Here is a 17,166-nt window from a genome sequence, read left to right on the forward strand (position 1 = left end):
CGCGCCATGCGCGCCGCGGTCACTCCGCACCATGCGCGCCGCGGTCACTCCGCACCATGCGCGCCGCGGTCACTCCGGTCCGCGCACGACGCGCAGCTCGACGCGCGTCGTGCCGATTTGCACGAGGCCGATTTTCTCGGCGGCGGCGCGCGACAGGTCGATGATCTTTTTCGAGCTGTCGAAGGGTCCGCGATCGGTGATGCGCACCCGCACGCTCGACCCGGTGTCGATGCGTCGCACCTCGACCCACGTGCCGAAGGGGAGCTTGCGGTGGGCCGCGGTCATGGCGCGCGGATCGTAGCGCTCTCCGCTCGCCGTCTTCTTGCCGACGAAGCGGGGGCCGTACCAGCTCGCGAGCCCCACTTGATCGGGCTGGGTGCCAGGGCGGCTCCCGGCCGGGCCGTTGATGAACGCGTAGTCGCCGGGTGAGTCCTCGGCCTGCGCGTTCGCGGGTGCGTTGAAGCCTCGATCGGCGGCGTTGCTGCTGCCTCCGCACCCGTTGAGACCACCGAACGAGGTCGCCAACGTGAAGAGGTAGGCGACCTGGGCGAGGAAGGGAGGCGGGGGCATCACCTTTCATGGAGTAGTACGGCTTGCGCGAAGCGCCAAGGGCGAGCACATTCGGGTGGCTTGGAGCGCCTACACGCATTTCTCCTGCTCGGCCTATGCCTCCTCAAGTCGCTCCTCGCGCCGCTCTTGGGCGCGCGACGCGGTCTGGGTGATTTCGAGCGGAGCTACGCGCCCGATCGCCTTCCGCCGCTCACACCCCACGAGAGGCGCGCGCTGCCGACATTGAGCGGGTGCATCGCCTGCGGCCTCTGCGATCTCGGCGAAGGGCTTCGCGCCGGCCGCTCCTCGGGCGTCTACGACGGGCCGATGGATCTCATGCTCGCGTCCTCGCGCAGCATGCCCGACTTCGACGCGGCCGCGCGCTCGTTCGCCGCGGTCTCCGACGAGCGGCTCGCGGAGCTGGAGCTCCGCTGCCCCGCCCGCGTTCCCATGCGCGAGGTCGCCGCCTTCGTTCGGGCGAAGAGCGCTGAGCTCCCCTCGCCTTCGCGCCGGCGCATGGGATGATGTAACGTCTTCGCGTGCATCTTCGCGCGAACACGGTGCAGCCGCCGCAACGCACCTCGAAGACCTCCGCGGCGCGGCTTCTACCGTTCGTGCTCGGCGTCCTCGCCGCAGCTTGCTCGTCCGAGGAGGGCGACGCAAAGACCACCACGACCCCCACCGTGCTCGGAGACGGCGAGCGCATTCGCGACGTGGGCGATCCCGCGGCCAGGAGGGCAGGCGCCAAGGTCTACATTTCGGGCGCGCAGGTCTTGGCGATCGACACCTTCGACGAGACGAAGAACGGCAGCAGCGCGGGCACCATTTACGTGCAAGACCCGGGAAGCGCGGCACCCTACTCGGGCATCAGCTTGTACAAGCCGGCGTTCGTCCCTTCGAACCTGCGCATCGCGCCGGGCGACGTGCTCGATCTGCGCGGTCCCTACGTGGAGCTCGCAAAAATCGGCGGCGCGGTCTTCACCCCGCCGGGGGTGCTTCCCCAACTGGATCGCCCCACGGCAACCTTCCGCTACGAAGCCACCCTCGCCGCCCCGGTCGAAATCGACGTCAACGATCTGAACGACTACACCAAGGGCCGGAGGTGGCTCGACATGTTGGTCACCGTCCGCGACGTCACGCTGGCCACTCCGCCCTCGAACGACACCAGCAACTCGGGCCGGGTCACCGCGAAGCTCATTCCGGGCGGCCGCGACGTACCAACCCTGAGCAACGAGCTGTTCGACGTCCCGGCGGGCAGCATCCCCGCGGGCACCAAGCTCCAATCGCTGACCGGCATCGTCACGTGGTTTTTCAGCTTCCACATCGCCCCCCGCTCCCCCGACGACATCGTTCGCTCCCCGTGAGCGCCCCTGCGATAGCTCATCACCGACGGCAGTCGAGAATGCTCCGTACCACGGCGACATCGAGACGCCGCGATCTCAGGCCGCGTTGACCACCGCGTCGGTGGTGAGGGCCGACTCCAGCCGTGATTGAATCTTGTGCTTCTTCGAGTACACCGTTTTGACGCTGATGTTCATGCGGGCCGCGATTTCGTTCGGCTCCAGCTCTTCGTCAAAGTACAAGTAAGCGAACGCGCGATCCTTCTCGCTGAAGCTATCGAGCATGGCCGCCGCGATCGAAGCCCGCTGCCGCTCGGCCACACAGTCGAACGGATCGGGGAGCTGACAGGCGAGCTCGTTGGCCTCCGACAGCGTTGTCTTGCTCGGCTCGCGCCGCAAGGTTCGCAGGTGGTCGTAGGCGCAGTGGATGGCCAATAGACCGAGCCAGCTCGAAAAGCGATTGCCCCGCTCCGGATCGAACGTGCGGAGCTTGTGCATCCCGTTGGAGAGCAACGACAAGAAGAGTTGCGCTTGAATCTCGAGCACGTCGTCGCCCGACACCATCGATGGGAAACGCCGGGTGACTTTGGTGATGCACCGGTGAATGAGACGGTCGTATCGGGTCTGAAATTCGCGCCATGCGCGAGCGTCGTTGCGAAGCATCGCGTCGACCAGTTCCCTGTCGCAAGCTATTCGAATCCGAGCGCGTTCCGGCGTGGTGCCATGGGCATCTCGGTAAGCATCTATCCCTCGCAGCATCTCTGGTCGGCCCTCCTCATCCGGTGCGCGAGTGCGACCGGTCGGCCGTTATAATGCGAAGGGTGTACCAACAAGCTCGACCTGGGATTTTCTCGCAGGATCAAGGTCCCCCAGGACCAGTGTCACGCTTTCTAAACGTCGTGTTACGCGTAACAACCACCGTAACACTCCATGGAAATGTTACGGTCGGTTACGCGGCGAACGGGTCCAGCACCCGAGCTCCTGTCCGAGCGACATCCTGCACATTGCGCGTGACCACCGTGAGGTCGTGAACGAGGGCGGTCGCCGCCAAAAGACCGTCCACGGCCGGGAGCGGATGGGGGACATTCAGGCGGCCCCAGAGATCGGCGATCGGTAGATCGACCCCGAAAATGCGGTCGCCATGCACCCGCAGAAGGATCGAGAGCCAGCGCTCGAGCGGCTCGGCGCCGGCGGGATCGCGCCGGCGCAAGCGCTCGATGCCCTGACGAAGCTCGGCGACGACCAGCACGGAGAGATGAATTTCGTCATCCGCCACCTGGGCCATCCAACGAAGGACCGCCGCGTTCGCGCGCTTTCCTTTTCGAAGCTCCGAGACGACGTTGGTGTCGAGAAGGAAGCTCATAGCTCGACTCGTCGCGCGGGCGATCGCGGCACGTCGAAGTCGGAGTCGTCTCCGTGGTTGGGCATGGAAAGAAGATGCCGTTTGAGGCTGGGCGTGCGCCGCGCGAGGAGGGCCTGCTTGAGGATCTCGCGATGCTCGGCCTCGGCGGAGCGACCGTGCTTGGCGGCCCGCTGTTTCAACGCGTCTACCACGGCATCTTCGACGTTTCGTACGATGAGCTGTTTCATGATATCAATGATATCACCTAACGGACGGGGGAGAAAGTCCTCCGGCCGGCGCCGGAACCTCCGCGGCGGATGCTCCGGAAGAAGATGCTCCAGAAGAACCAGAAGAAGAGGACGGCCCGGCAGGCCCGGAAGAAGAAGAAGAATGCGGCGTGCGCCGTGGGTGGAAACGGTGGTAACGCTTCGGCTGTGCAGGGATTTCTTCGTAGGTTTGCATCTTGGCTCCTCTGTCTTGGTGGTCTTGGTTGCCTTGCCCCGACCGCAGGATGCGGCGGTGCGGCCCCCTCCCATTCCGTCGTCCCCGCCGGCGGGCGGGTTGCGGGGGATCGTCCGCCGGTGGCGGCCATCGTCCGCGAGGGCGATCCGGAGGCCGCGCTCGGGCTCGCGGTGTGGACGTATGGCCTTGCACCGGAACGCGGAGCGCAGGTGGCGGTGGCGCTCGCCGCGTTGACGCAAACACGGCTGGCCGCGCGCTGGCCGGGTGCCGTCGTGACACCGAGCTGGGAGGGATACCGGGTGCGCGGCCTTCTGGAGCGCCCGTCGGAATCGGTGGCCGCGATTCAAAGCGCGCTGCTCGCGCCCGTGTCGGCGCAGGAGATGCCCGCGGTGCTGCGCAAGCTCGCGGCGCTGGCGAACAAACCGCTGCACGATCCGGCGCTGATCGAGCTGGCGAAGTGCCGCGGTGAGCCCTTCGGCGCCGTACCCGCGCCATCGGAGCCGAGCCTCGCCGAGGTGGAAGGTTGGAGGCGCGCGGCGCACGGCCTCGGGCGGGTGGCGCTGTCGGCGACAGGACTCGCGCGCGCGGTGAACGACGTGACCTTGGCTGTCAACGCGACCCGCGCATGGCCGCGGGCGGCGCGGTTGCCGGCGTTTGGGTGGGACGCCGCGTGGGCGACGACCTCGCCTGCGCCGGTGGTTTACGATGCGCGCAGCGAGATGCTCGCGGAGGGCACGTCGCGCGGTTTGGGGGGCCGGAGCGGCGCGGAGGCGCGCGCGACCTTGGCGTTTCGCACGCCGGACGCCATCCGCCCCGTGGCCGTCGCGGCCCACTTGGCGGACCCGCGCGGCACCTTGGCCGCGCGCCTCGAGGCGCAGGCGAGCGAAGGCGGCGCCGTGGTGCACGCGATCACGGCGACCGCCCATGCGCAGGGTGGGTGCCTCACCGTGGCGGTCGACGTTCGCGATCTGGGCGCGAACCCGCCGGCGCGCATCGCGACGACCCTCGCGCTGGTGCGGCAAGAGGTGTTGGCGGAGCTCGCAGAGGCCGACCCCGGCGATGGCTCGGGCCTGGTGTTCGCGCGGCGCGCAGGCGATCCGCGCGAAGCCGCCGAGCGGGCAGCCTGGTGGGAGCTCTACGCGCGAACCGCGCGATGGGCGCCCGGAGCAACCAACGGCGCGCCCCCGCCGAAGACGGAGCCGACCATGTTCGTCGCCGTCGGCTTCAACGGCGGACGCGACTCCACCCCCGTGGCACCCGACGGCACACGCCCACCCGCGTCGCCCAACGTTGCGCCCGCGACGCCCGCGTCACCCAACGTTGCGACCGCGACGCCCGCGTCACCCAACGTTGCGCCCGCGACGCCCAACGCCATCCCCACGACCGCGCCCGCAGCGCCCAACAGCGGGATGAGCGCCACCATGCGCACGGAGCTGGAGCGCGCGCTCGCGGCGTGGCGCGATCCCGTGGTCGAGCCGCGCATCCGCGTCGAGCGGGGCCAGTCGGATCTGTGGGTGCTCCTCGCCTCGCCGTGCGGCACCGTGCCCGAGGTCGACGCCGACGCGGGGCTCGGCGCCGTCTTTGCGCTGATCGCCGCCGAGCGCGCGCAGAGCCGCACGGATCCGTCCCTGACCATCGAGCCCTGGGCGTCGGGCGATGCCATCGGCCTGATCGCGCACGGCCCCGCGCTCGCCGGCGAGGCCCCGCTCGCCCACGCCCGGCGCATCGGCGACGCGGTCGCGCGGAGCTTCGTGCAGCCTCCGGATCTCGGGCTCGCCGCGCGGGCGCGCGCCGCGCTCCTCGCGTCGGCCATCCGCCCGGATCCCGAGCTGCGCGGCTTTCCGCGCCCCACGTTCAACGCCGCGCAGAGCCGCGCCTTGGTGGCGCTCGCCCACGCGGTCGTACCGGGGCATCCATCGTGGTTCTCGCCTTCGGGGAGCCTCGAGGCGCTCGCGCGCTCCTCGGACGGCGCGCTCCTCGCACGCGCCACCGGGTTGCGCAACGGACCGCTGCGGGTGGCGGTGCTGGCCAACGAAGACGCGGCGCAAGCCACCGCCGCGGCGCGGGCCGTGGATCGCTGGCTCCCGCGGCGCCCGGGGGAGACGCGCGTATGCTCGGCCCCGAGCGAGCCGCCGCCCCCGCGCCCCGGAACGTATACCGTCGACCTGGTCGGAGCGCCCAGCGAGGCGTGGCTCGCGCTTCCGCTCGCGCGCGGCGACGAGCGCGCGGCGCAAATGGCGCGGTTCTTTGCGCTCGCCCTCGACGGCGACGACGGCCTCCTTGCGCGGGCCGTCGGCGGCCCCGGCCTGGCACGGGCCTGGAGCGCCAAGGTGGTCGGGCCTTCGCGGGGGCCCGCGCTCGTGCTGCGGATCACCTCGGCGGAAGGGGCGCTCGATGCCGCGGTTGCCCAAACACGGGCACTGCTCGATCGGCTGCGCCAACGGGGACTCGAGGAATCCGACCGCCAGCGGGCCATTTCGGCGCGGGCGCGAACGGAGCTGCGCGCGCTCCTCGAGCCCCACGGGCGCCTGCTCGGCCTCTTCAGGGACGGGGCAGCGAGCCAGATACCTGCCCCTCCCTCGCTCGACGCGCTACGCTCCTTCGCTGCCAACGCACTTCGCGACGACGCGCTCGTCATCGTCGCGGCCCGCCCTCCCCGACTCCCTCCGAAAGCGACCCCGTGAGCCTTCCTCCCCCCTCGTTCGAGCAGGATGCCCAACTCGCGCTGGAAGAAGGAGAGCAACCCTGGTTCGACGTGGGTGCCGACCGCGTGCGCCTCTTACGCGACGGCGCGCAGGCCTTCCCGGCCATGCTCGAGGCCATCCAGCGCGCCGAGCGCGAGGTGCTCCTCGAGATGTACTGGATCGGCGCCGACTCGTGCGGCGAGCGCTTTCGCGACGCCCTCATGGCGCGCGCGCGCGCCGGCGTGAAGGTCAAGGTGATCTACGACGCCGTCGGGAGCCTGGGCATCACCGAGTCGTGGTGGCAGCCCGTGCGCAGCGCCGGGGGCGAGGTGCACGAGTACCACTCGCTCTTCCCCTTGGCGCAGAGCTTTCAGCTCGATCGGGTCGAGCAGCGCGACCACCGCAAGCTCCTGGTGGCCGACGACACCATCGCCTTCACCGGCGGCATCAACATGAGCGATCCTTGGCTCCCCATCGAGCAAGGCGGCGAAGGCTGGCGCGACGACGCGGTGGCCGTGAAGGGCCCCTGCGTCGAAGAGTTCCGCTCCCTCTTCTACGAGACATGGCGGCGCATCACGCGCACGCAGCGCCCGCGCGACGTCCTCCCCTTTCCGCGGCGCCGCTCGCGCCCCGTGTGGGTGCTGGCCAACAACTGGCGAAGGAGGCGCAGCATCCGGCGCGAGTACGTCGTGCGCATCGCCAACGCGCGCCAGCAGGTCGACATCGCCAACTCGTACTTCGTGCCCGACGGCGGCGTGCGCCGGGCCATGTTCCGCGCGGCCTCGCGCGGGGTGCGGGTGCGCGTCCTCGTCCCGGCCCGCGGCGACGTTCCCATCGTTCAATTTGCCGTCGAGGCCATGTTCGAGCAGCTTCTGCGGCACGGCGTCGAGGTGTATGCTCTGCCGGGCCCGATCCTCCACTCGAAGATCGCGATCGTCGACGAGACGTTCGCCACCATCGGCAGCTACAATCTCGACGAGCGATCGTGGCGCAAGAACCTCGAGGTCAACCTCGCGGTGGAAGACTCGCAGTTCGCGCGTCATGTTCGACACTGGTACGAGCACGATCTTGCCCAAGCGCTCCCCATCGATCTGGCGACCTGGCGTCAGCGCGGTACCCTTCGCCGCGGCATGGAGTGGGTCGCGTTTGCCATGCGGAAACTCTGGTGACCATGAAATTCAATCCCGTACGAAAACCGGTTCGAATCGCGGGCTTCGGCCTCATCACGGCCACCCTTCTTCCGCTCTATGTCACGCGCGACGCCATGGTCGGCGGCGGCCCGCGCAAACGCGCCGAGCTGCGCGACCGCTGGACGGGCCGCTGGGCGCGCTCGCTGCTCCGCCTCTTCTCCGTCCACCCCAACATCGTGGGCGCCATCCCGCCGCGGGCGGGCGGCTGCCTGGTGGTCGCCAACCACCGCTCCACCATCGACATCGCGCTCATGCTCTCCACCTTCGGCGGCTGCGTGGTCAGCCGCGCGGATCTCTCGCAGTGGCCCATCATCGGCACGGCGGCCAAAAAGGTGGGGACCCTCTTCGTCGAGCGAAGCAGCAAACAAAGCGGCGCCCAGGTCATTCGGCGCATGGCCGCCCGCCTGGCCAGCGGCGACGTGGTCTCCCTCTTTCCCGAGGGGACCACCTTCCCCGACGACGAAGTCCGCCCCTTCTCCCGCGGCGGCTTCGTGGCGGCGGTGCGGGCGGGGGTCCCGGTGTTGCCCGTGGGCATTGCCTACGAGCAGGGCTCGGGGGCGGCGTTCGTGGACGAGAGCTTCATGGAGCACCTGGACCGCATGTCCAAGGCGCCCCCCACCAAGGTCACCGTGTGCATCGGCGACCTGCTCCCCACCGACGACGGCCGCGCCGCCACCCTGGCAACGCGAGCGCACGAGGCGGTCTCGGACCTCGTCAAAAAAGCGCGCTCGCTGTCGTAAATTCGCGGCGGCCGGCCAAACTGGCTGGCTATCCCCCGCCCACGAAGTGAACGATTTCGATGGTATCCTCGGCGGATACGAGGTGGCTCTCGTGGCTCGCGCGCGGGACGATCTCCCGGTTGATTTCGACCGCGACGGGACCGGAGCCGAGCTCCAGGTGGGTGAGAAGGCCCCGGACCGTCAAACCTTCCGGAATGTCGCGTCGTTCTCCATTGATGATAACGTGCATGGGTGACCTTTTTCCGACGAGTGGACCGACAGCGCAAGCTGCGCTCACCGAGGACCCGCCCGCATGGCTGAAGATCCGATGGACGAGGGACGTCAAAATCCAATTCCGCCCCCCCTCGCCGATGACCACGAAGACGTGTCGTGGGCCCTCTCCACCGCCCAATCCACGTGGGAACGCGGGGAGCATACCGACGCGCTCAAATGGCTCCGGCGCGCCGTCGAGGCGGCCAGCGAGGCCGAGGCCGACGACCGCGCCCTGACCTTGGCCAAGGCCGCCGCCGATCTCACCACCCGCATCGACGAGCTCGGGTGGGAAGTCAGCTCCGTGCGCCCCGGCGCACCCACCATCACGGTCCCGGATACCCCCAATGTCGCCAAGCCCACGGTCCGCCTGAGCCCGCTGGTGCCCCCTCCGCCCCCGCCGTCCGGACCGACCGCTCCCGTCGGTCACCTGAGCGCGCGTCCTCAGGTTCCCCCGGCGCCGCCCGCCCCCTCGCCCCGCGCGTTCCGACCTTCGCCCCCGTCCGGGCCGAGCGCGGAGCCGGTCGCGAGCTCCTCGTCGCCCATCTCGTCGCCCTCGTCACCCATTGCCGCCGCCGGCCAGCGCGCCGCGGTGTCGACGCGCTCCACGGGATCGTCGCTCCTGGGGAGCAGCGCCGGAACCACCACGGCCTCGGGCACCGCCAAACCGACCCGCCCCAAGCACGCCAGCTTGGGTCTCTTGGGTCCCCGCCCCGCGACGCAACGAGAGGGCGTCGAAAACGGCAGCTCCGGCCCCGGCGTGCCCCGCCCATCGCAACCCACGCGACCCCCGCTCCCGCCGCGGCCTGCATCGCGGCCCCCGGTTTACCGCGAGAGCTCCACCAGCGCCGCACCTCCTCCGGTGGCCGCCCGCCCGCCCGTTTCCCGCGAGGCCACCACGAGCGCCGTGCCTCCGGCGCCGCCGCCACCGCCGGCCCCGCCCCGGCTCGAAGCCCCCGCGGTGATCGAGGCCATCTCGTCGAAGAACCTGGTGTCGTTGAACCTCCCGCAGACGCCCAGCGCGGAGCCGTTTCCTCTTGCGATGCGCGCCGAAGAACCGGCCCCGCCCGAAGCCCGAACCGAGCCCCGAGCGCCCGACGCCTTCGAAACCACGCGCACCACCCGCCCCGCCGGTGCATGGGACGATGGCGCCGACGATGGCGCGTTTGCACCGACCCCCGTCTACCCGTCGGGCCCCGAGAGCATCACCTTCGTCGGCCCCTCGCAGATACCACCTCCGCTGGAGGACGGATCCGCAGCCGGCGCCGCCTCCCTCTCGAAAGAGGATGAGGATAAGGAAGAAGATATCGAAGAAGGGCGAGGTGCCCGACTGCCCGAGGCGAGCGCGGAGGACGAAGCGCGCACCGCGCCGCCCACGTCATCGCCTTCGCTGGAGAACACCTGGAGCCCGCTTCGCAGCCCGGGCTTCCGCGGCGCCGAGGACATCGAGTCCTGGCCGACCGAAGCGATCCCGGGGCACGCGCTCCCGAACTTCAATGTCGAGGACTCCACCAAGACGCGCGTCGGAACGCCCGCGTACCGCGATGAGGCGATCTCGGCCTCCAGCCAACCGGCCACGACGCATCGGCTTCACGATGCCGAGAGCCGCATCGCCGCGCGCGGACCGGTGCAGAAACCTTCTCAAGCGGTGCGCGTGGTGGTCTGGCGCGGACCGGACGGGGTGCACGTCGCCCCGCACGGCACGACGGTTACGGCCATTTCCGTGGACGCGCTGCTCGTGGCGCTCGACCCCTCCGCCGATCTGTTCGCCTGGCTCACGAACAAGTAATCCAAACAAACGCGAACAAATACGAGTTCGTGGGGATTTTCATGTGAGTCTTTGCAGGCACACCATCGAAGATGGAGTATCGTAGCCGCCGAATGTTCGACGAGTTCGGAATCAATGCAGGTCTTGTTGAAGAGCTTCACGCAAAATTCCAACAAAACCCGCAGGCCGTGGACGGCAAGTGGCGCACGTTCTTCGAATCCCTGAACGGTCATCGCGCGGTCTCCTCGCCTGCTGGATTCGCGGGTCCCCCGACGCCCGAGACGGGGCTTTCTGCGGCCTCTGCTCCCTCTGCTCCCGTCAGCGCCCCGCCCATCGCAAAGAACGGTAATGGCGCTGCCCACGCGTATGGGCCCGCGAACGGTGCGCTCAACGCGACGATCTCGGCCAAGGGCTTCCTCGGCCTCGCGTCCTCGGAAGAAGAGCAGCTCACGGCCGTCGCCGTTCAGGGCCGCGTCTATCAGCTGGTGAACGCGTACCGCGTGCGCGGCCACCTCTTCGCGCGGGTCGATCCGCTGGTCAAAGATCCCCACGTGGATCCCACGGTCGCAGGAGCGCCCCCGGCGCCCGCCCCCGAGCTGGATCTCGATAACTTCGGCCTCACCGTGCAGGATCTGGAGAACACGTTCGCCACCGGCGGCATCGCCGGGCTGCCCGAGCGGACGACCTTGCGCCAGATCATCGCGCACCTGAGCGAGACGTACTGCAGCTCGATCGGCGTCGAGTACACGTACATCGAGGAGCCGGAGATGCGCGGCTGGCTCGAGCAGCGCATGGAGTCCACGCGCAACCGCGCCGCGCTCGACCACAAGCAGGTCGTCCGCATCCTCACCAAGCTGACGGACGCGGAGGTCTTCGAGGCCTTCATCGCCAAGAACTACCTGGGCGCGCGCCGCTTCTCGGTCGAGGGCGCCGAGAGCATCATCGCGCTCCTGGCCATGCTCATCGACGAGGCTGGAACGCACGGCGTGGGCGAGATCGTCCTCGGCATGGCCCATCGCGGCCGCCTCAACGTGCTCGCCAACATCATGGAGAAGGACGTGCGCGAGCTGTTCGCGGCGTTCGACGACAAGAAGCCCGAGCGCTTCCTCGGGGGCGGAGACGTCAAGTACCACCTCGGCTACTCCACCGATCGCGTCACCTCGTCGGGTGCCACCGTGCACCTCTCGCTCGCCTTCAACCCGAGCCACCTGGAGTTCGTCAATCCGGTGGTCGAGGGCCGCGTGCGCGCCAAGCAAGATCGCGCCAAGCGCAAGCACGTGATGCCGCTCCTCATCCACGGCGACGCGTCGTTCATGGGTCAGGGTGTCGTGCCGGAGACCTTGAACCTCGCGGGCCTCGAGGGCTACTCCACCGAGGGCACCATCCACGTCGTCGTGAACAACCAAATCGGCTTCACGACCCTGCCGAAGGACGCGCGCTCCACCCGGTACTGCACCGACATCACGCGCATGATGAAGACCCCCGTCTTCCACGTGAACGGCGAGGATCCGGAGGCGGTCATCCAGGTGACCCGCCTGGCCATGGAGTACCGCCAGCGCTTCCAAAAAGACGTCGTGATCGACGTATACTGTTACCGCCGCCTCGGCCACAACGAGGGCGACGAGCCGCGCTTCACGCAGCCGATGATGTACTCGCTCATCGACAAGAAGCCGACGGTCCGCGAGATGTACGTGGCGCGGCTCTTGGAGAGCCACCGCATCACGCGCGAGCAGGCCGACGAGATCGAGCGCGCCAGCAAGCAGCGCCTCGACGACGCCTTGGTCGAGGCGCGCAAGGGCGACTACCACACCTTGCCGAGCGCCATGGAAGGCCTCTGGACCCCGTACTACGGCGGCCCGGACGTCACGGTGCCCGAGGTCCCGACCCATGTCGACAAGCACGTGCTGCTCGACACGCTCGATCGGCTCACCAAGATGCCCACGGGCTTCACGCCCAACACCAAGGCGCTGTCGATCATCAAGGCCCGCCGCGAGCGCGCGCACACCCAGGGCACCATCCAGTGGGAGACGGGTGAAACCTTGGCCTACGCGACCTTGCTCGCGGAAGGACACCGCGTCCGCCTGAGCGGGCAGGACTGCCGCCGCGGCACCTTCAGCCACCGCCACGCGGTGCTCTACGATACGCAGACCGGCGCACCGTACGTGCCGCTGGCCAACGCGGGCCCCGGGCGCTTCGAGGTGCTCGACAGCCCGCTCTCCGAGGCCGCGGTCCTGGGCTTCGAGTACGGCTACAGCCTCGACTACCCCGACGGCCTCGTGATCTGGGAAGCGCAGTTCGGCGACTTCATGAACGGCGCGCAGGTCATCATCGACCAATTCATCGTGTCGGCCGAGGACAAGTGGAACCGCTTGTCGGGCCTCGTGCTCTTCCTCCCCCACGGCTACGAGGGGCAAGGACCGGAGCACTCCAGCGCGCGCATCGAGCGCTTCCTCCAGGGCGCGGCCGAGGACAACATCCAGGTCTGCAACCTCACCACGCCCGCGCAGATCTTCCACGTGCTGCGCCGCCAGGTGCTCCGCCCGTGGCGCAAGCCGCTCATCGTCTTCACGCCGAAGAGCCTCCTCCGCCACCCGGAGGCCATCTCCACCCTCGACGAGCTGGCCAACGGCTCGTTCCAGCGCGTGATCCCCGATCGCGCCATCGAGCCGAAGAACACCAAGCGCGTCCTGCTCTGCACCGGCAAGGTGTACTACGACCTGCTCAAGCAGCGCCGCGAGCTCAAACGCGAGGACGTGGCGATCCTCCGGCTCGAGCAGCTCTATCCCTTGAACGTGCAGCTCAAAGAGGCGCTCGCCCCCTACCCCGACGGCACCCCGCTCGTCTGGGTGCAAGAAGAGCCGCGCAACATGGGCCCCTGGTACTTCTTGAACGCGCGCCTGCGCGAGTTCATCGGCGACCGGCTGCCGCTCTCCCTGGTGTCGCGCGTCGAGAGCGCGAGCCCGGCCACCGGCAGCAAGGCGAGCCACGATCTCGAGCAGCGCATGTTGATGGACGCGGCGTTCAGCTGATCTTGGCTCGTGTCGATCGCAACGCCGCCTTCGTCACGTGAACCTTTGTGATTCGGAGTCGAGCTCCTTGGTTACCTGCGCGTGACCTCGGATCGCGCGCCGGCTCCCCTTCCCTATCTCCCCGGCATCTCCCGTGTGCCGGGGAGGTGCCTGCCCCGGCTTCGTACGCCTCAATGCACTGATGGATTGGACACGCCTCCACGAGACGCTCGCCGATTGGACCTTCGTGTTCATCGGCGGGCTGGTGGTGTTGGTCGCGGGCCTCGCGAATCGCTTTCTGCCGCAATCGCGAAAGCATATGCGGCGCACGATTGGGCTCTACGGGGTCTATGTCGCGTGCCATGGCCTCGGGATCTTTTTGACCCAAGCGGGGTTCTCCACCTGGGGCCCCCGCTTTCGCCTCGGATCCGAGTTCTTCGAGGCGTTCACGTTGGTGGCGCTGACCGGGTTCGTGGTGTTCGACCTGCTGCTCCCGCGGCTGAAGGTCGACCTGGTCAGCATCACGTCGGACATCATCCTCGGCATCGCGTACCTGGTGACCGCCCTGGGCGTGGCGCACGAGGCGGGGATGGACCCCACGTCGGTGCTGGCTACGTCGGCCATCGTCAGCGCGGTGCTCGCCCTCTCGCTGCAGGCCACCCTCGGCAACATCCTGGGCGGCGTGGCCTTGCAGCTCGATGGCTCGATCCACGTGGGTGACTTCATTCAGCTCGAGAGCGGCCGCCAGGGCGAGGTCAAAGAAATACGATGGCGCCACACGGTGGTGGAGATGATCAACGGCGACACCATCATCGTCCCCAACGCCTCCTTGCTCGCGCAGAACATCGTCCTCATGGGCAAGCGCGAGAACGCCCCGCTGCAGCGCCGGGTGTCGGTCTTCTTCAACGTGGACTTCCGCCACAACCCGCAGACCGTGGTCCAGGTGGTGAGCGACGTGCTGTGCGCATCGCACATTCCCAACGTGGCGGACAACCCCAAGCCTGACTGCGTCTGCCTGGAGCTCGCGCACGACGTCCGCCACAGCTTTGGCTACTACGCCGCGCGCTACTGGCTCACCGATTTCACGCTCGAGGAGCCGACGAGCTCCGCCATCCGCGCGCGCATCCACGCGGGCCTTCGCCGGAGCGGCATCCCGCTGGCGCACCCCGTCCAGTCGACCTTTTCGCTGGTCGAGGAGACGGCCAACGACAAATCGCTGCGCCTGCGCGATCGGCGCCTCTCGGCCATGCGGGCGGTGGATCTCTTCCAAGGTCTCACCGACGAAGAGCGCCTGGCGGTGGCGGAACGTTTGCAACCTACACCTTTCGCGGCGGGCGAGACGATCACCCGGCAAGGTGCGACGGCGCACTACCTGTACTTGCTCACCCGCGGGCGGGTGGAGATCCGCATGCGCACCGAGGGCGAATCGCGTGTGGTGGGCACCGTGGAAGGCCCGGACTTTTTCGGGGAGATGGGGCTGATGACCGGCGAAGCGCGCACCGCCGACGTGGTGGCCGTGACGGACGTCGATTGTTACAAGCTCGACCGAAGCGGCTTCGAGGAGATCCTACGGAATCGGCCCGAGGTGGCCGAGGGCATGAGCCAAACCATGGCCAAACGGCGGGTGGGGCTCATTGCAGCGCGTGATGGGCTGGATCTCGCGTCCAAACGCGCCCGCGAAGCGTCGGAGCAACAGCGAATTTTGGGCAAGATCCGCGACTTTTTCGGGTTATTGGAATGAGGGATGCCTACGCCGCGTCGCTGCCCGTCCTGTTCTAGCTTTCGCGCCAAGTCTCGTTTTCAGCTTTCGCGCCCGTTCTCGCTCGCATCTTGGCCGTCGCGCCCATCCTCGCTTGGATGCGGCGACGTCTGCGGCCGCGCCCACGGCTCTCCTTTTCGCGCGAGGACGGAGATGACCCAAAGGGCCAGCGCCGCGATGACGAAGGAAGCGACATAAAAGAGGGGGCGGGGATCGGCCATGAGTCACGCACCCTACCGCTTTTTGCTGGCGCTGATGTGCTTCTTTCTAGGCACGGGGTGCGCGGAGGTCCGGCTCGCGCAAACGAACGACGTGGACCTCGTCTATGCGATGGCCGCGGCAGCTCCGGCGACCCCGGTGCCGTCCGGGAGCCTGGAGGCGCAGGTGCGCGCGCGGCTCGCGGCGGCCCGCATCGCCGCCGACGTGCGTGTGGCGGATGGCGCCCTGCATGTCACGGTGGACCTCGATAACGCGGCCGCCGTCGATCCGCTGCTGCTCTGGCGCGGGGGGATCGCGCTGCACCGCTGGGATGGGCACCTCAAAGCCGGCGACGACGAGCCTCGCGAGACGCCGCTGGTCGATTTCGCGGGCCGCGTCGCCCGGGTGGAGACCGCGCGCCACGGGCACGATCTGACCCTTTTCACCACCGTCGCCATGCGCAACCCGCCCAAGGAGCCTCTGACCGTCAGCTTGGCGGGAAAGGTCGTCGCCGTTCAGAAGGTCGACCACACCCCTTCCCTCACCGTCTCGTTCGGCGACGATCTCGACTCTTACGGGCGCGCCGACCGCGCGAAGCGGCTCTTGGAGACGCCGGCGTTGCCCGCGCTCACCAAGGCGGCCCGCGAGCCGGTTCCACCGCGCTGGGGCATCGGGGTGCTGGGGCTCCTTTTGCCGATCGCGCTCTCCATGGGGTGGCTCTCCTTCGTGCGCCGCTTCGATCGCGCGCGCCCGGAGCCGCGGTGGCTGGTGGGCACCACGTTTGCGCTCGGCGGCGCGAGCGCCATGCTGGCGGGGCTCGTCGAGTACGGGCTCGGGTGCCTGAGCCCCTACTTGCACCCGATCCGCATGACCCTCGGCGGGCAGCTGCTCGCGACGCCATTGGCGCTGGTGGTGTTCACGGCGGTGGTGGGGCTCCCCGAGGAGGGCTCGAAGTGGCTCGGCACCTGGGCGCTCGCGCGGCACCGGCCGGAGTTCGACGAGCCGGTGGATGGCATCGTCTACGGCGTGGCCTCGTCCTTGGGCTTCGCGGCCATGGAGAACATCCGTTACTTCGCGTGGGGGCGGCTCGCGACCAGCGTGGTCGTCCTGCGCGCGTTCACCAGCGTCCCGGCGCACATGTTCTTTGGCGCCATTTGGGGCTACGCGCTCGGGCGCAAGCTCGTCGCGCCCCAGACCAGCGTGCCGAAGTTCCTGCTCGCCGCCGCGATCCTGCACGGCGCGTACGACACGTTCCTCTCGGTGCACGCCTTGGAGCCGCTCACCTTGGTGCTCCACGTGGCGCTCACGTCGCTCTTCATCGTGCTCCTGCGCCGCGCGCTTCGCCGCGGGGTGGTGACGGCGGGCGACGCGGTCCCCGAGTCGTCGCGGCGCCTCTCGATCGGGCTGGGCTCTCCCTTCGTCTTCGCGCTCTGGGCCGTCTCCATCCACCTGATCGCCGCCGCCATCGTCACCCTCGCCCTCTACTTCGACGCCACCCACGAGCGGATCAACGCGACGTTCTTGGTCGCCGGCAGCGGACTTCTCCTGCTCTTCGGCGTCGCCGCGCATGGTCTGGTGGGCTCGTTGCCGCTCGAAGCCGTCATCGACGAGAACGGCGTCACCTTCGCCGGCGCCACCCGCGCGTGGAGCGACATTGGGAGCTTCGAACGCAAGCGCGCCTCGCGCATCTTCGGCGAGGCGTACGAGCTCGTCATTCAATCGCGCGCCGGCACCCTGCACATCGGGCCGGGCAGCGACGAGGCCACGACGACCTTGGCCGCGTGCCTCGCGGCGTACACCGCGCGGGCGTGATCCGCGTGCGCGCCGTGCGGGCGTGATCCGCGTGCGCGCCGCGCGGGCGTGATCCGCGTGCGGCG

General features: G+C 68.9%; 15 protein-coding genes. 9 read left to right on the forward strand and 6 right to left on the reverse strand.

The features are described from left to right. Positions 1–69: 69 nt before the first annotated feature. Positions 70–570: a septal ring lytic transglycosylase RlpA family protein gene (locus LZC94_23960; protein WXB20235.1), complete on the reverse strand. Its 501-nt coding sequence runs from the start codon at positions 568–570 to the stop codon at positions 70–72. 60 nt (positions 571–630) lie between these two features. Here LZC94_23960 and LZC94_23965 point away from each other — a divergent pair, with 60 nt between their 5' ends. Together LZC94_23965 and LZC94_23970 are read left to right on the forward strand one after the other, a co-directional pair. Further along, positions 631–1,074, forward strand: a complete 444-nt coding sequence (locus LZC94_23965; protein WXB10930.1) for a hypothetical protein — start codon at positions 631–633, stop codon at positions 1,072–1,074. Between the two features lie 14 nt (positions 1,075–1,088). Next, positions 1,089–1,913, forward strand: a complete 825-nt coding sequence (locus tag LZC94_23970) for a hypothetical protein (protein ID WXB10931.1) — start codon at positions 1,089–1,091, stop codon at positions 1,911–1,913. Positions 1,914–1,988: 75 nt separating this feature from the next. Here the strand turns inward: LZC94_23970 and LZC94_23975 are convergent, their stop codons facing one another. The 3 genes from LZC94_23975 to LZC94_23985 form a co-directional block, all read right to left on the reverse strand. Next, on the reverse strand, positions 1,989–2,552 hold the full coding sequence (locus LZC94_23975) for a sigma-70 family RNA polymerase sigma factor (GenBank protein WXB10932.1): 564 nt from the start codon (positions 2,550–2,552) through the stop codon (positions 1,989–1,991). A gap of 286 nt (positions 2,553–2,838) precedes the next feature. Beyond that, on the reverse strand, positions 2,839–3,252 hold the full coding sequence (locus LZC94_23980) for a type II toxin-antitoxin system VapC family toxin (protein WXB10933.1): 414 nt from the start codon (positions 3,250–3,252) through the stop codon (positions 2,839–2,841). Continuing rightward, entirely contained in the window at positions 3,249–3,479 is a 231-nt protein-coding gene (locus tag LZC94_23985) for a hypothetical protein (protein ID WXB10934.1), read from the reverse strand. The genes LZC94_23980 and LZC94_23985 overlap by 4 nt, the downstream gene beginning before the upstream one ends. 333 nt (positions 3,480–3,812) lie before the next feature. Between LZC94_23985 and LZC94_23990 the strand changes: the two genes are divergently transcribed. The 3 genes from LZC94_23990 to LZC94_24000 are packed head-to-tail and all read left to right on the forward strand — an operon-like array spanning position 3,813 to position 8,307. Beyond that, complete coding sequence (locus LZC94_23990) at positions 3,813–6,377, forward strand: hypothetical protein (protein ID WXB10935.1); 2,565 nt, start codon at positions 3,813–3,815, stop codon at positions 6,375–6,377. Beyond that, positions 6,374–7,546, forward strand: coding sequence for a phospholipase D-like domain-containing protein (locus LZC94_23995; GenBank protein ID WXB10936.1), 1,173 nt, complete (start codon positions 6,374–6,376; stop codon positions 7,544–7,546). The genes LZC94_23990 and LZC94_23995 overlap by 4 nt, the downstream gene beginning before the upstream one ends. A 2-nt stretch (positions 7,547–7,548) precedes the next feature. Next, positions 7,549–8,307: a 1-acyl-sn-glycerol-3-phosphate acyltransferase gene (locus LZC94_24000; protein ID WXB10937.1), complete on the forward strand. Its 759-nt coding sequence runs from the start codon at positions 7,549–7,551 to the stop codon at positions 8,305–8,307. A gap of 28 nt (positions 8,308–8,335) precedes the next feature. Here the strand turns inward: LZC94_24000 and thiS are convergent, their stop codons facing one another. Continuing rightward, the gene (gene thiS, locus LZC94_24005) at positions 8,336–8,536 is read right to left on the reverse strand and encodes a sulfur carrier protein ThiS (protein ID WXB10938.1); all 201 of its coding nucleotides are present in this window, start codon (positions 8,534–8,536) and stop codon (positions 8,336–8,338) included. Between the two features lie 63 nt (positions 8,537–8,599). Here thiS and LZC94_24010 point away from each other — a divergent pair, with 63 nt between their 5' ends. The 3 genes from LZC94_24010 to LZC94_24020 all read left to right on the forward strand — a co-directional run bounded on the left by LZC94_24010 (position 8,600) and on the right by LZC94_24020 (position 15,073). After that, a complete protein-coding gene (locus tag LZC94_24010) occupies positions 8,600–10,345 on the forward strand; it encodes a hypothetical protein (protein WXB10939.1) in 1,746 nt (581 codons plus the stop codon). 92 nt (positions 10,346–10,437) lie between these two features. Next, positions 10,438–13,353, forward strand: a complete 2,916-nt coding sequence (locus tag LZC94_24015) for a 2-oxoglutarate dehydrogenase E1 component (GenBank protein ID WXB10940.1) — start codon at positions 10,438–10,440, stop codon at positions 13,351–13,353. Positions 13,354–13,534: 181 nt separating this feature from the next. Beyond that, a complete protein-coding gene (locus tag LZC94_24020) occupies positions 13,535–15,073 on the forward strand; it encodes a mechanosensitive ion channel family protein (GenBank protein WXB10941.1) in 1,539 nt (512 codons plus the stop codon). Between the two features lie 59 nt (positions 15,074–15,132). Here LZC94_24020 and LZC94_24025 read toward each other — a convergent pair whose 3' ends face one another. Beyond that, positions 15,133–15,312, reverse strand: coding sequence for a hypothetical protein (locus tag LZC94_24025; protein WXB10942.1), 180 nt, complete (start codon positions 15,310–15,312; stop codon positions 15,133–15,135). Between LZC94_24025 and LZC94_24030 the strand changes: the two genes are divergently transcribed. After that, positions 15,311–17,101, forward strand: coding sequence for a PrsW family intramembrane metalloprotease (locus tag LZC94_24030; protein ID WXB10943.1), 1,791 nt, complete (start codon positions 15,311–15,313; stop codon positions 17,099–17,101). The two genes, LZC94_24025 and LZC94_24030, sit on opposite strands and share 2 nt — an antisense overlap. Positions 17,102–17,166 lie beyond the last annotated feature (65 nt).

This window comes from Sorangiineae bacterium MSr11954 (assembly GCA_037157815.1).
Taxonomy (GTDB): Bacteria; Myxococcota_A; Polyangia; order Polyangiales; family Polyangiaceae; genus Pendulispora; species Pendulispora albinea.

What these genes read in the sequence shown, in the direction of transcription:
- LZC94_23960 (WXB20235.1), bottom strand. Translation starts at nt 570, where the DNA reads ATGCCCCCGCCTCCCTTCCTCGCCCAGGTCGCCTACCTCTTCACGTTG.
- LZC94_23975 (WXB10932.1), bottom strand. Translation starts at nt 2,552, where the DNA reads ATGCTTCGCAACGACGCTCGCGCATGGCGCGAATTTCAGACCCGATAC.
- LZC94_23980 (WXB10933.1), bottom strand. Translation starts at nt 3,252, where the DNA reads ATGAGCTTCCTTCTCGACACCAACGTCGTCTCGGAGCTTCGAAAAGGA.
- LZC94_23985 (WXB10934.1), bottom strand. Translation starts at nt 3,479, where the DNA reads ATGAAACAGCTCATCGTACGAAACGTCGAAGATGCCGTGGTAGACGCG.
- LZC94_24000 (WXB10937.1), top strand. Translation starts at nt 7,549, where the DNA reads ATGAAATTCAATCCCGTACGAAAACCGGTTCGAATCGCGGGCTTCGGC.
- thiS (WXB10938.1), bottom strand. Translation starts at nt 8,536, where the DNA reads ATGCACGTTATCATCAATGGAGAACGACGCGACATTCCGGAAGGTTTG.
- LZC94_24010 (WXB10939.1), top strand. Translation starts at nt 8,600, where the DNA reads ATGGCTGAAGATCCGATGGACGAGGGACGTCAAAATCCAATTCCGCCC.
- LZC94_24015 (WXB10940.1), top strand. Translation starts at nt 10,438, where the DNA reads ATGTTCGACGAGTTCGGAATCAATGCAGGTCTTGTTGAAGAGCTTCAC.
- LZC94_24020 (WXB10941.1), top strand. Translation starts at nt 13,535, where the DNA reads ATGGATTGGACACGCCTCCACGAGACGCTCGCCGATTGGACCTTCGTG.
- LZC94_24030 (WXB10943.1), top strand. Translation starts at nt 15,311, where the DNA reads ATGAGTCACGCACCCTACCGCTTTTTGCTGGCGCTGATGTGCTTCTTT.
- LZC94_24025 (WXB10942.1), bottom strand. Translation starts at nt 15,312, where the DNA reads ATGGCCGATCCCCGCCCCCTCTTTTATGTCGCTTCCTTCGTCATCGCG.